This window comes from Streptomyces sp. WI03-4A (genome assembly GCF_033792105.1).
Taxonomy (GTDB): domain Bacteria; phylum Actinomycetota; class Actinomycetes; order Streptomycetales; family Streptomycetaceae; genus Streptomyces; species Streptomyces collinus_A.
Window position 1 is genome coordinate 13,324 of sequence record NZ_JARAUO010000001.1, and the last position, 12,531, is coordinate 25,854.

At 74.7% G+C, this 12,531-nt stretch carries 11 protein-coding genes; 4 read left to right on the forward strand and 7 right to left on the reverse strand.

Annotated elements, in window-relative coordinates; all coding sequences use genetic code 11:
* Positions 1-173 precede the first annotated feature (173 nt).
* Complete coding sequence (locus tag PV343_RS00075) at positions 174-872, reverse strand: glycoside hydrolase family 75 protein (RefSeq protein ID WP_319144630.1); 699 nt, start codon at positions 870-872, stop codon at positions 174-176.
* A gap of 380 nt (positions 873-1,252) precedes the next feature.
* On the opposite strand from PV343_RS00075, the gene PV343_RS00080 reads away from it, so the two are divergent.
* Positions 1,253-2,233 carry a fibronectin type III domain-containing protein gene (locus PV343_RS00080; RefSeq protein WP_319144631.1) on the forward strand — a complete coding sequence of 327 codons (981 nt, stop codon included), beginning with the start codon at positions 1,253-1,255 and terminating at the stop codon, positions 2,231-2,233.
* Positions 2,234-2,426: 193 nt separating this feature from the next.
* Positions 2,427-2,975 (forward strand): hypothetical protein, encoded by a 549-nt coding sequence (locus tag PV343_RS00085; RefSeq protein WP_319144632.1) that lies wholly within the window; start codon positions 2,427-2,429, stop codon positions 2,973-2,975.
* A 539-nt stretch (positions 2,976-3,514) separates the two neighbouring features.
* Here PV343_RS00085 and PV343_RS00090 read toward each other — a convergent pair.
* The 4 genes from PV343_RS00090 to PV343_RS00105 form a co-directional block, all read right to left on the reverse strand.
* Positions 3,515-4,099: a PadR family transcriptional regulator gene (locus PV343_RS00090; RefSeq protein WP_319144633.1), complete on the reverse strand. Its 585-nt coding sequence runs from the start codon at positions 4,097-4,099 to the stop codon at positions 3,515-3,517.
* Between the two features lie 29 nt (positions 4,100-4,128).
* On the reverse strand, positions 4,129-6,144 hold the full coding sequence (locus PV343_RS00095; RefSeq protein ID WP_319144634.1) for an NADPH-dependent 2,4-dienoyl-CoA reductase: 2,016 nt from the start codon (positions 6,142-6,144) through the stop codon (positions 4,129-4,131).
* Between the two features lie 178 nt (positions 6,145-6,322).
* Positions 6,323-6,694 carry a hypothetical protein gene (locus PV343_RS00100; RefSeq protein WP_319144635.1) on the reverse strand — a complete coding sequence of 124 codons (372 nt, stop codon included), beginning with the start codon at positions 6,692-6,694 and terminating at the stop codon, positions 6,323-6,325.
* Between the two features lie 95 nt (positions 6,695-6,789).
* Positions 6,790-7,671 carry a hypothetical protein gene (locus tag PV343_RS00105; RefSeq protein ID WP_319144636.1) on the reverse strand — a complete coding sequence of 294 codons (882 nt, stop codon included), beginning with the start codon at positions 7,669-7,671 and terminating at the stop codon, positions 6,790-6,792.
* Between the two features lie 343 nt (positions 7,672-8,014).
* Between PV343_RS00105 and PV343_RS00110 the strand changes: the two genes are divergently transcribed.
* The gene (locus tag PV343_RS00110; protein ID WP_319144637.1) at positions 8,015-10,108 is read left to right on the forward strand and encodes a SpoIIE family protein phosphatase; all 2,094 of its coding nucleotides are present in this window, start codon (positions 8,015-8,017) and stop codon (positions 10,106-10,108) included.
* Positions 10,109-10,120: 12 nt separating this feature from the next.
* Here the strand turns inward: PV343_RS00110 and PV343_RS00115 are convergent, their stop codons facing one another.
* A complete protein-coding gene (locus PV343_RS00115) occupies positions 10,121-10,951 on the reverse strand; it encodes a putative protein N(5)-glutamine methyltransferase (RefSeq protein ID WP_319144638.1) in 831 nt (276 codons plus the stop codon).
* Positions 10,952-11,150: 199 nt separating this feature from the next.
* Here PV343_RS00115 and PV343_RS00120 point away from each other — a divergent pair, with 199 nt between their 5' ends.
* A complete protein-coding gene (locus PV343_RS00120; RefSeq protein WP_319145149.1) occupies positions 11,151-11,549 on the forward strand; it encodes a MarR family winged helix-turn-helix transcriptional regulator in 399 nt (132 codons plus the stop codon).
* Between the two features lie 69 nt (positions 11,550-11,618).
* On the opposite strand, the gene PV343_RS00125 is transcribed toward PV343_RS00120, so the two are convergent.
* Positions 11,619-12,413, reverse strand: a complete 795-nt coding sequence (locus tag PV343_RS00125) for a GNAT family N-acetyltransferase (RefSeq protein ID WP_319144639.1) — start codon at positions 12,411-12,413, stop codon at positions 11,619-11,621.
* Between the last annotated feature and the right edge of the window lie 118 nt (positions 12,414-12,531).

Sequence of the window (12,531 nt, forward strand, 5' to 3'; positions counted from 1 at the left end):
GAACCTCGGCCACCGGGGTGTGAACCTCGGCGTCGGTAGGCGTGAGCCGTCCGCCGGGAGGCGTCCGAGCCCTCCGGACGGCACCGTCGGGAGGCGTCCGAGCCCTCCGACGGACGCCGCCGGCCGGCGCCGGCACCCACCCGCCGGCCGGCCGGCCGCCCCGCGGCACTGTCTCACTTGGCCCCGACGAACCTCCGGGCCAGCCGCTCCCCCTCCGCCACCGCTGCGCGGTGGTCCTCGATGGGCGAGATCCGGGAGCCTTTGAAGACGATGTAGGTGACGCCGGAGTCGGCACCGCCGCTGCGCGGGTCGGCCTTGATGCCGAGGCCGCGGGCGGTGGCGTAGGAGGCCTCGCCGATGAGTTCGCGCGGGCCGGTGTCGCCGACCACCGCGTACTGCACGCGGCCGCGGTAGACGACGGCCACCACGGAGCCGCCGCGCACGCCCTGCGCCCGGGGGTTCCAGACGCGGCTGGCGGCGGGGATCACGATGTAGGGCAGGGCAGCGGCGTTCAGGTGGCGACCGTCGGACTGCTGGAAGGCGGTGGCGGCGGAGAACAGCGGATCGGTGCGGCGGTTGCAGCGGGCGGTCGGGCGTCCGTCGCAGTCGACGTCCAGGTCCGCCTTCCAGAACACCGCCTTACGGGTGGCGCAGACGGGGACCTTGCGCCGGGTGTCGTCGTCGGTGCGGTACCGGCCCCGGGAGACCTGGGCGCACGTGCGCACCCGGTCCAGCAGGTCGGCCGCCGTCACGGAGCCCTCCCCGCGGCCGACGGGCCCCTGCCGGGGTGGCGCGGCGGCGGCGGCCGGAAGCGTCGTCGGGGCGAGCAGGGCGGCGCCGGCCATGGCCAGCGTCAGCGACTGGACACGCACTCTGAGGGACCTCTCCTCGTGGGACATTCCGGACACCATGCCCAATACCGGCACCAATGGGCGAGCACCTGCCACCCCTATGGGGCCGGATGGAGCAGTCGGCCGACGCCCCCGTGAGAGGTGAACCAGGGGCCGGGGGGCCGGGGGACAACGACCCGAGCCCCCCGGCCGCCCGGGCCGGCGCGGGTCCGGCGACGACAGCGTTTTCCGCGCCTGAGCGTGAACTCCCCTGCGATCACGGGGAGTTCGTCCCGTTGGGAGACCTCAGCATACGTAACTCCCCCGCACGGCGGGCAACACCACCTCTTGCTACGGCCGCCCCGCCCGGGCCATATTGGTCCGGACCTTTGCCGTGATGCCGTCCGCAGGAAGGCGGAGCCGTGCGACACGTCCCCCCGCGGTCCGTGCTGGCCTTCGGCGTCGTGCTGCTGGTCGCGTCCTGCGGCTGGAGCGGTGCGGCCGACGACGAGGGCGGTCGCGCGCCCGGCGCCCCGACCGGTGTCACCGCCACGGCAGGGAGCGCGTCCAGCGTGCACGTCATGTGGAACGCGCTGCCCGACGGTCCGGGGATCCGCTCCTACGAGGTGTACCGGGGCGCGACGAGGGTCGCCGACGTACCGGGTTCCCAGCACATGGTGGACGTCGTCAGGCTCAGGCCGTCCACCGGGTACGCCTTCACCGTGCGGGCGCGCGACACCGGCGGCCGGCTCGGGCCGCCGAGCCGCGCGGTGCGGGCACGGACGCCCGCGGTCACGGTGGCGGACCGCTCGGCTCCCGGCCGCCCGTCGCGGCCGGCCGGGCGGGTGGTCGGCAGCCGGGCGGTCCAGCTCTCCTGGGGTGCCGCCCGGGACGACCGGGGCGTGGTGTCGTACGACGTCCTGCAGGGCGGCGTGAAGATCCACAGTGTCGGCGGCGGCCAGACCGCGACCGTGCTCACCGGACTGCGTCCCGGCACCCGCTACGTCTTCACCGTGCGGGCGCGGGACGCGGCCGGCAACCTGTCGCCCGAGAGCGCCCGGGTGCGGCTCGGCACACCGGGCACCGACGACGGCCGGGCCACCGCGCCGGCCGCCTTCACCGCCACGACCCACCGGTCGGCGGGGGCCTATTACATCGACCTGACGTGGGATCCCCCGCGGGTGGACGGCGTGATCACCGAGTACCAGATCCTGCTCGACGGCACCACGGCCACCTCCCTCGTCTGGGGCGGCGACCCGCCGCGCGGACGCGCGCGCTACAGCTTCTACGCCGGCCGGGACGCGGGGGCCGGGCATCGGGTGCGGCTGCGCGCGCGGCTGCCCGACGGCACCTGGAGCGGCTTCTCGGCGGAGCGGACGGTGACCACCGGCGCGGCCCGCTGAACGGAGGCCCGCACGGGTCCGGAACGGGTTCCGAACGGCCCCGGAGCGGCGCGCCGTCGTCACCCGACCGGGTGCGGTCCGCATGCGGCGGGATCTCGGAGGACGTTTGCTGCCGTTGAGGCAGCACGGACGTTTCCCGACCCTCGGCGGCGCATGGGACGTACCGCCAACCGTGCCGCCGGAGGGCCAGCCAATGCGTAATTCCCGCCTTCTCATCCGCTCCGGCCTGACCCTGGCGGCCGCCGCCGCGCTCCCGGCCACACTGGCCGGGCCGTCGGCCGCGGCCTCGGGAATCTCGGTGAGCACCACCGGGTCCACGGTCTCGGTCGTCACCAGCGCCTGCACGCAGACCAACGGCAGTTGGGGCAACGCCTCGCTCCTCGGCAGCCGCGAGGCGAACTTCGCGCAGGGCCGGCAGGTGGCCCTGTCGGGCACCACCGTCAGCCAGTCCGCGGCCTGGTCCGGGGTGAGCCCGGGGACGTACACCGTCGTCGTGCTCTGCTCCAACGGCCTGAGCGCCGGGACCCAGTCCGTCATCGTCTCCGCCCCGGCCGCCCCGGCCGCCCCCACGATCTCCTCGACGTCCAAGCCCGCGCCCGCGCGCGGTGTCATGGGCGGTCTCGGTGGCGCGGCCCGTGACTACGGCCCGCTCACCGTGGGCGTCGGCGCGGCGCTGGTGGGCTCCGGGGTCATCGCCGCGGCCTGGTTCCTGCGCCGCCGCTCGAAGCCCTACCGGCTCTGAGACGGCGCCGCCCCTCTGAGCCCCGACCCGGTGGGCGCCCCTCCTTCTCCCCCGACCCGATGGGCGCCCCTCCTTCTCCCCCGACCCGGCGGCGCCCCTGGACTCCCGGCCTGGGGGACGCCCGTGAACCCCCGACCCGTCCGGCGCCCCTCGAAACCCCCCGGCCCGATGGGCGACCGGGGACTCCCGGCCCGGCGGCGCCCCTGGGCTCCCGGCCTGGGGGACGCCCCCTCGAAACCCTGCGGCCCGATGGGCGCCCCTCCTTCTCCCCCGACCCGGTGGCGCCCCTAGGCTCCCGGCCTGGGGGACGCCCGTGAACCCCCGACCCGTCCGGCGCCCCTCGAAACCCTGCGTCCCCGGTGGGCGACCGGGGACTCCCGACCCGGCGGCGCCCCCTGAGCCCCCGCCCCGTGGGCGCCCCTCTGCCCCCGGCCCGGCGGCGCCCCCTGAACCCCCGGCCCAGCGGGCGCCCTTCAAGCGAGCGGCCCGGTGAGCCCCGGTCCCGGGGCCCGGGCGGCTGACGGCGGCCCGGGCCGCGGTCAGCCGGGCGTGCCGTCCGCCGTTCGCGGCTCGGGCGCCGGTCCCTCGCCGGGGAGGTCGGCGAGTTCCGTCAGGGCGTGGGTGAGCCACCGGGTCCAGAAGGTCTCCAGATCGATGCCGGCGCGCAGGACCAGGTGGCGCAGGCGGTCCTGCGGGGCGTCCCGGTCCGGCGGGAAGTCGCGCCGCTCGATCTCCTCGTACTCCGCCAACTGCCGCCGGTGCAGCTCCAGATGGCGGCTCAGGTCGGCCTCCAGGCCCCCCGTGCCGACCACCGCGGCGGCCCGCAGCCGCAGCAGGAGGACGTCCCGCTGCGGCTTGGGGTCCTGGGCCGCGGCGGTCCAGCGGGCCAGCTCGGCGCGGCCCGCGGGCAGCACCTCGTACCTCTTCTTCTGCCCACGGGCCGGCTGTTCGGCCGGCAGCGTGCGGATGAAGCCCTCGCCCTCCAGCTTCCCCAGCTCGCGGTAGATCTGCTGGTGCGTGGCCGACCAGAAGTAGCCGATCGACTTGTCGAACCTGCGGGTCAGTTCGAGGCCCGACGACGGCTTCTCCAGCAGGGCGGTGAGGATGGCGTGCGGGAGTGACATGGCCTCATCCTAGGGACGCGCCACGGCCGCTACAGGGCCGCCGCCAGCTCGGTGCCCTGCTTGATGGCCCGCTTGGCGTCCAGTTCGGCCGCGACGTCGGCGCCGCCGATGAGGTGGGCGCTGCGCCCGGCCGCGACCAGTTCCTCGTAGAGGTCCCGGCGCGGCTCCTGGCCGGTGCACAGCACGACGGTGTCGACCTCCAGGACCGTGCTCTCGTCACCGACGGTGATGTGCAGGCCGGCGTCGTCGATCCGGTCGTAGCGCACGCCCGGGACCATGGTCACGCCGCGGTGCTTGAGTTCGGTCCGGTGGATCCAGCCGGTGGTCTTGCCGAGCCCGGCGCCGACCTTGGTGCTCTTGCGCTGGAGCAGGTGGACCGTACGCGGCGGGGCGGGCCGCTCGGGCGCGGCGAGGCCGCCGGGGGCCGTGTAGTCCATGTCGACGCCCCAGTGGCGGAAGTAGGTCGCGGGGTCCTCGTGCGCCTTGTCGCCACCGTCGGTGAGGTACTCGGCGACGTCGAAGCCGATGCCGCCGGCGCCGAGCACGGCGACCCGGTCGCCGACGGGGGCGCCGTCGCGCAGGACGTCGAGGTAGCCGAGGACGCGGGGGTGGTCGGCGCCGGGGATGTCGGGGGTGCGCGGGGTGACGCCGGTGGCGACGACGACCTCGTCGAAGCCGTCGAGGTCCGCGGCGCCGACCCAGGTGTCGAGGCGTACGTCCACGCCGTGCGCGTCGAGCTGGTGGCGGAAGTAGCGCAGCGTCTCGTCGAACTCCTGCTTGCCGGGGACCTTGCGGGCCACGTTCAGCTGGCCGCCGATCTCGCTCGCGGCGTCGAACAGGGTGACGTCGTGACCGCGCTCCGCGGCGCTCACCGCGCAGGCGAGGCCGGCCGGGCCCGCGCCCACGACGGCGACGCGCTTGCGCAGCCGGGTCGGGGAGAGCACGAGTTCGGTCTCGTGACAGGCGCGCGGGTTGACCAGGCAGGAGGTGATCTGCCCGCTGAAGGTGTGGTCGAGGCAGGCCTGGTTGCAGCCGATGCAGGTGTTGATGGCCTCCGGCCGGCCGGCCGCGGCCTTGTTGACGAACTCGGGGTCGGCGAGCATAGGGCGGGCCATGGAGACCATGTCGGCGTGCCCGTCGGCGAGCAACTGCTCGGCGACTTCCGGGGTGTTGATGCGGTTGGTGGTCACCAGCGGGACGTTCACCGCGCCCATGAGCTTCCTGGTGACCCAGGTGTAGGCACCGCGCGGCACGGAGGTGGCGATGGTGGGGATGCGGGCCTCGTGCCACCCGATGCCGGTGTTGATGATGGTCGCCCCGGCGGCCTCGACGGCCTTGGCGAGGCTGACGACCTCCTCCAGCGAGGAGCCGCCCGGGACCAGGTCGAGCATGGACAGCCGGTAGACGATGATGAAGTCCTCGCCGACGGCCTCGCGCACCCGGCGGACGATCTCGACGGGGAAGCGCGTCCGGTTCTCGTACGAGCCGCCCCAGCGGTCCTCGCGCCGGTTGGTCTGCGCGGCGATGAACTCGTTGATGAGGTAGCCCTCGGAGCCCATGATCTCCACGCCGTCGTAGCCGGCCTGCCGGGCGAGGCGGGCGGCGCGGGCGTAGTCGTCGATGGTCCGCTCGACCTCGGCGTCGGTGAGTTCGCGGGGCACGAAGGGGCTGATCGGGGCCTGCAGCGCGCTCGGGGCGACCAGGTCCCGGTGGTAGGCGTACCGGCCGAAGTGCAGGATCTGCATCGCGATCCGGCCGCCCTCGCGGTGCACGGCGTCGGTGACGGCCCGGTGCCGCTCGGCCTCGGCCTCGGTGGTGAGCTTGGCGCCGCCCTCGTAGGGGCGTCCCTCGTCGTTGGGTGCGATGCCGCCGGTGACGATCAGGCCGACTCCCCCGCGGGCGCGGGCGGCGTAGAAGGCCGCCATCCGCTCGAAGCCGCGCTCGGCCTCCTCGAGGCCGACGTGCATGGAGCCCATGAGCACGCGGTTGGGGAGCGTGGTGAATCCCAGGTCGAGCGGGGACATCAGGTGGGGGTAACGGCTCATCGGGCCCTCCGTGCAGGGTGCGGTCGCCTCTTGTTGTAGAGGACGCCCGACCCATTGTGCAACTAGTTGCATAACCGGTGGGGCGTGAGCCCGGCCACTCCGGGACCGCAGGGCCCGTACACGACGACGCCCCGCCCGGCGGGGTGCCGGGCGGGGCGTCGCGAGGGTGGAGGTCCGCTCAGCGGCTTTCCAGGCGCAGGTGCAGGTCGCGCTCCTGGTCCCCGGAGGCCGCGCAGGTCTCCTCGACCTCGAACATCGAGTCCAGGGTGGTGCGGAACCGGTTCACCGCCCAGTAGCCGCCCTGGACGTCCGCCGTGACGGACGCGCCGAGGTGGACCGGCTGACAGCCGGACCCCCGGGCGTCCGCGACGTCATAGGTGCCGAGCCACACCATCGGACGGGTCTCGTGGAGCTGCTGGGGCACCTCTTCGGGGGCCCGGTCCGAGGCGAAGCAGGTGTTCAGCGCGTCGAAGACGAGGCGCGCGTCCTCCTTCGAGCCGCTGATCTCCACCGAGACGGTCTCCTGGTGCGACCGGTCCTCGTTCCTCATGATCGCTCCTTTCGTGGCCGCGCTGCGGTGGAACGGGGGTACCCCGCCGAACCGCGTCCATCCTCAGGAAAGCACCGCGGCCCGATGAGCACACCTCAGCCGCGGGAGAACTTGTACGTCTTGCTGTCCGTGAGGACGCAGAACCCCGGTGACACCACGATCACGCGCAGCACGCCGGTGCGGCGGTCGTAGTCGGTGCCCTCCACCTCGAAGGAGCCCGAGCAGGAGCTGCGCAGCGGGAGCTGCCGCAGGGCCGTGACATGGCCGGTGACGTCCGCCGTGCCGTTCGGGGCGGCCGACAGGTCCACGCGGAGCAGCGGCTTGGTCATGCCGAACAGGGAGCCGTCCGGGTCGTCCGAGGAGCACAGCAGGGTCGTCGGGCCGGAGAAGTCGCAGCCCTGGACGTCGCGCACGGGGTGGTCGAGGTGGACCGTGGAGGCCTGCGGGAGGTTCGCCGAGGGCGAGGTGGCCGGATTGACACCGGGGGTCGGGAAGACCAGCAGGCGGTCCATCGTGCCCCACTCGCCCGAGAGCATCCACTGGCCGTCGGGCGAGATCGCGTCCCACGAGTTGTTCAGGGCCTCGCCGGGGCTCAGCGTGTGCACGTACTCCGACCAGCCGCCGCCCGGCGCCTGCACGCGGTACATCTTCGTGTTCCCGGAGTCCCGCTGGTAGGGCTCGATGTAGTGGCCGTCGTAGGAGGCGTCCGGGTCGCCGACGTGGTTCCAGCCGCGGACGGACAGGCCGATCGGGATGGTGCCGATGCCGGTGTACCGGTTGGGGCTGTTCGCCGGGACCTCGACCGAGGCCAGTCCCTGGCTCTCGGTCAGCGGGTCGGCACGGTCCGAGCCCGTCTCGTTCCAGATCTCGGCGGCGGAGGCCGGCGCGGGTGCGGCGAAGGACACGACGGCGGCGGTGGCCAGGGTGACCAGTCCGGAGAGGACTGCGTGGCAACGTTGCCGGGCGGACGCGGGCATGGCCGACTCCTCGAACGGGGGGTGGGGACACTCGGACGGCGGACAGTCTGGCCGTGTCGCGTGGTCATGTACAGACCAACCGAGCAACATGGGTGTGAACTCTCCCGCCCCGCCGGGACCGCTCCCGCACGGGTCCCGGAGGCGCGGGCCGCGGCGCGCCGTCGGCGGCACCCCCTCGGGGCCGCCGACGGTGTGCGGATTTCGGCGGACGTGCGCCGCCGTGTTGAGAGATGGTGGAGACAGTCGGCGACGGCGTCGGAGAGTCTGGTGTGAGCGCGGTAGAACAAGGGGAGTCGGCACGGGGGACGACGTGCCGTGCGGACGGGCGAAGGCGGTGCGTGGCATGAGTGCAGCCGAGGCTCCGGCGGCCGCGGGCGGCGAGCCCGCCCGCGGGCCGGAGCGGCCGGGCGGGCTGCTCGACGTACTGAGCGTGGCGTCGGTGGTGCTGGACACCGACGGCCGCATCGTGCTGTGGAGCCCGCAGGCCGAGGAGCTGTTCGGCTACAGCGCGCGGGAGGCGCTGGGCCAGTACGCCGCCCGGCTGATGGTGGACGAGCGGCACATCGAACTCGTCGCCAAGCTGTTCGCCGACGTCATGCGCACCGGCCAGAGCTGGGCCGGCGGCTTCCCGATCCGGCACAAGGACGGCACCACCAGGCTGGTGGAGTTCCGCAACATGCGGCTGCTGGACGACCGGGGCGACGTGTACGCGCTGGGGCTCGCCGCCGACCAGTCGACCGTACGGCGCCTCGAGCAGGACGTGGCGCTCTCGGAGCGGATGGTGCGGCAGTCGCCGATGGGCCTCGCCGTCCTGGACACCGAGCTGCGGTTCGTCTCGGTCAACCCGGCCCTGGAGGCGATCAACGGACTGCCCGCCGCCGAGCACGTGGGGCGCCGGCTGCGCGAGGTCGTGCCCCGGCTGGAGTCGGGCACCATGGAGGACGCGGCCCGCCGGGTGCTGGAGACCGGTGTGCCGCTGATCGACCGGCCCGTCGTCGGCCGCACCCCGGCCGACCCGGACGAGGACCACACCTGGGCGCTGTCGCTGTACCGCCTGGAGGACGCGATGGGCAACGTCCTGGGCGTGGCGGCCTCCCTGGTCGACATCACCGAGCAGCACCGGGCCTCCGTCGAGGCCGAGGCCGCGCGCCGCAGGCTCGCGGTGATCGCCGACGCCTCGGCCCGGATCGGCACGACGCTGGAGCTGGAGCGCACCGCCTGCGAGCTGGCCGAGGTGGCCGTACCGGCGCTGGCCGACATCGCCGCCGTGGACCTGCTGGACGCGGTCGTGGAGGGCCGGCCGAGCACGCTGGGCCCGTCGGAGTCCGCGGTGATCCGGGCGCTCGCGGTGCGCCCCGCGGATGCGTCGGACGCCGTGTGCGCCGCCGACCCGCCCGGTCACATCGCCCGCTACGCGCCCGACCGGCTGGTCACCCAGTGCGTCCGCACCGGCGAGGCCGTACTGGTGCCTCAGGTGAAGGACGAGGACCTGCCGCGCATCGCGCGCTCGGCCGAGGCGGCCGAGTCGCTGGGGCGGGCGGGCCTGCACTCCTACCTCGCCGTGCCGCTGATCGCGCGCGGCGAGGTGCTGGGCGCCCTCGACCTCAAGCGCACCCGCACCCCGGAGCCGTTCGGCGAGGACGACCTCCTGCTGGCCCGGGAGCTCGCGTCCCGCGCGGCCGTGCAGATCGACAACGCCCGCTGGTACCAGAACGCCCGCAACACCGCGCTCACCCTGCAGCGCAGCCTGCTGCCCAGCCATCCGCCGGTGACCTGCGGCCTGGAGGTGGCTTCCCGCTACCAGCCGGCGGGAGCCACCAGCGAGGTCGGCGGCGACTGGTTCGACGTCATCCCGCTCGACGGCGGCCGGACGGCGCTGGTGGTCGGCGACGTGATGGGCAGCGGCATCAGCGCCGCCGCCACCATGGGCCGGCTGCGCACCGCGACCACCACGCTCGCCCCGCTCGGCCTCGACCCGGCGCTGCTGCTGGAACACCTGGACAAGACGACCTCGGCCCTCGACCACTCCATCGCGACCTGCGTGTACGCCGTCCACGACCCGCATCTGCGCCAGTGCCGGATCGCCAACGCCGGCCATCTGCCCCCGGCCCGGGTCCGCCCCGGCCGGCCGCCCGAGCTGCTGGACCTGCCCACCGGGGTGCCGCTGGGGGTGGGCGGGGTGGAGTTCTCCACGGTGACCGTCGACTTCGAGCCGGGCGACGAGCTGGTGTTCTACACCGACGGGCTGGTCGAGACCCGCCGCCACTCGCTGGACGAGCGCCTGGACTTCCTGCTGTCCCTGCTCGACGGACCTCCCCGGCCGCTGGAGGAGGCCTGCGACCTGCTGCTGCGCACGCTGCACCACCCCGACAACCACGACGACGTGGCGCTGCTCATCGCCCGCGCGCAGGAACTGCCCGAGCAGTCCCCGCGATAGCCGGCGGCGGGTCTACCCCCGTACGCCGATCACCACATGCGCGTACAGCTCCTCGGACTTGGCGAGACGGGCCGTCAGGCCCGCGTCCCGGAAGGCCGCCAGGGCGGCCGGGGCCTGGCGTTCGCTCGTCTCGGTCAGCAGGCGGCCGCCGGGCGCGAGCCACTCGGACGCCCCGGCGGCCACCCGGCGCAGCACGTCGAGGCCGTCCGCGCCGCCGTCGAGGGCGGTCTTCGGCTCGTGGTCGCGGGCCTCCGGAGGCAGCAGCGCCACCTCGTCGCTGGGCACGTAGGGCACGTTGGCGGTGAGGATGCCGACCCGGCCGCGCAGCCCGGCCGGCAGGGCGTCGAACAGGTCGCCCTCGTGGGCCAGGCCGCCGTACGGGACGAGGTTGCGGCGGGCGCAGCGCACGGCGGCGGGGTCGATGTCGGCGGCGTGCACCTCGACCGCGCCGAGCGCGGCGGCCAGGGCCGCGCCCAGCGCACCGGAACCGCAGCACAGGTCGACGACGACTGGGGTGTGCGGAGCCCGTGCCAGCGCCTGGTCGACCAGGAACTCGGTACGGCGGCGGGGGACGAAGACGCCCGGGTCCACGGCGATGCGCAGCCCGTGGAACTCGGCCCAGCCGAGGACGTGTTCGAGGGGGAGGCCGGCCGCCCGCCGGTCCACCATCGCGGTCAGTTCCTCCGGGGTCCGGGCGGTCGCGAGGAGCAACTCCGCCTCCTCCTCGGCGAAGACGCACCCGGCGGAGCGCAGCGCGGAGACGACGGCGGCGACGACCTCGGGGGTGACGGGGCCGGGGGCGGCGGGCGAGGGGGAGGAAGACGCGGAGGGCGGTGCTGCCATGGAAGCCGGTCCCGTCCCCTCGTGGCGCGCGGCCGCGTACCGTCGGCGACCGGGCGGCCACTTTATCCCAGCGCCACCAGTTGTAGTATGCAACTGAATGGCGAGGGGCGGAGGCGATGCCTCGCAGGTGCCCCGCAGGTGCCCAGGAGGTGATCCCGTGACGGCGGCGCAGACGGCCGTGGAGACGATCCAGCGCGAGATGACGGTCTTCGCCCGCCGGGCCCGGGCCTCGGCGGGGCGCATGCACCCCGAGCTGTCGCTGGTGTCGTACACCCTGCTCGGCCACATGGAGGAGAGCGGCGGCTGCCGGGCGACGGACCTCGCGGCGCACTACGCCCTGGACAAGTCGACGGTGAGCCGCCAGGTGGCCGCGCTGGAGCGGGCCGGGCTGATCGAGCGGCGCCAGGACCCCGCGGACCACCGGGTCCAGGTGCTGCACCTGACCGTGGCGGGACAGGACATCCTCGCCCAGGTGACGCGCAGCCGCCGGGCCGCCTTCCGGGACCGACTGGCCGGCTGGCCGGAGGACGACCTGGTCCGCTTCGCGGCGTATCTGCAGCGGTACAACGCGGGGGCGCCGGGCGCGGGCGCCGGGTGAGCTCGCGGTCCTGCGGGGGGTAGGCCTGCGGCCCGGCGCCGGATGCGCACGCTGGGGTGGCGCCGTGCTCTACGGGACCGGTACGGCGGCTCCCCGCGCGTCGGCCAGCGGCTCGGGCGCCCGCGCGGCCAGGAAGGCGGTGCGGCGGCGCAGCCGGAAGCCCAGGGACTCGTAGAGCCGGATCGCGTTGCCGTTCTCCGCGCTGGTGTGCAGGAACGGGGTCTCGCCACGCTCCTGGATACCGTGCGCGACCGCGAGGATCATCCGGGTCGCGAGGCCCTCGCCGCGGTACGCCGGGTCGGTGCAGACCGCACTGATCTCGGTCCAGCCCGGCGGGTGCAGCCGCTCCCCCGCCATCGCGATCAGCGCGCCCCCGCGGCGGATGCCGAGGTAGGTGCCGAGTTCGATCGTGCGCGGCAGGAACGGCCCGGGCCGGGTGCGCGCCACCAGGTCGAGCATCTCGGGCACGTCCGCGGGACCGAGGCGGACCGCCTCCGGGTCCGGCGCGGCGGCGAGACCGTCGTCCACGAACTGCACGCCCTCCATCCGGAAGGTGACCTCCCAGCCGTCCGGCACCTGCCCGCGGAAGCCGGGCAGCGGCACCTCGGCGCCGGGGCCGGCCAGTGCCGCGAGGTCGGCCCAGTCGTCCGCGTCCGGGTCGGCGGGCAGGGCCAGCCACGGGGAGACGTCGACGGGGTAGCGCAGCACGCGTCCGCGCCGCTCGGCGAAGCGGGCGTGCGGTCCGGTGAGGGAGGCGAGGGCGGGGTTGTCCAGGACGTGCGGTGCGCCGGCCCCCGCCGGGGCCGCGTCGTCCTCGGCACCCCGTGCCGCTTCGGTCAGGGCGATCCGGTTCGCCTCGGGCATCCTCGTTCCTCGCTTCCGTCGGTCCGGGTCCGTCACCGGCACACCGGCCGGCACGTCAGGCTGCAAGGAGGCGCGGGGTGCGGCTATTCCCGGCCCGCCCGCCGTTCATGAGCATGTA

What these genes read in the sequence shown, in the direction of transcription:
- PV343_RS00085 (WP_319144632.1), top strand. Translation starts at nt 2,427, where the DNA reads ATGCGTAATTCCCGCCTTCTCATCCGCTCCGGCCTGACCCTGGCGGCC.
- PV343_RS00090 (WP_319144633.1), bottom strand. Translation starts at nt 4,099, where the DNA reads ATGTCACTCCCGCACGCCATCCTCACCGCCCTGCTGGAGAAGCCGTCG.
- PV343_RS00095 (WP_319144634.1), bottom strand. Translation starts at nt 6,144, where the DNA reads ATGAGCCGTTACCCCCACCTGATGTCCCCGCTCGACCTGGGATTCACC.
- PV343_RS00100 (WP_319144635.1), bottom strand. Translation starts at nt 6,694, where the DNA reads ATGAGGAACGAGGACCGGTCGCACCAGGAGACCGTCTCGGTGGAGATC.
- PV343_RS00105 (WP_319144636.1), bottom strand. Translation starts at nt 7,671, where the DNA reads ATGCCCGCGTCCGCCCGGCAACGTTGCCACGCAGTCCTCTCCGGACTG.
- PV343_RS00110 (WP_319144637.1), top strand. Translation starts at nt 8,015, where the DNA reads ATGAGTGCAGCCGAGGCTCCGGCGGCCGCGGGCGGCGAGCCCGCCCGC.
- PV343_RS00115 (WP_319144638.1), bottom strand. Translation starts at nt 10,951, where the DNA reads ATGGCAGCACCGCCCTCCGCGTCTTCCTCCCCCTCGCCCGCCGCCCCC.
- PV343_RS00120 (WP_319145149.1), top strand. Translation starts at nt 11,151, where the DNA reads ATGACGGTCTTCGCCCGCCGGGCCCGGGCCTCGGCGGGGCGCATGCAC.
- PV343_RS00125 (WP_319144639.1), bottom strand. Translation starts at nt 12,413, where the DNA reads ATGCCCGAGGCGAACCGGATCGCCCTGACCGAAGCGGCACGGGGTGCC.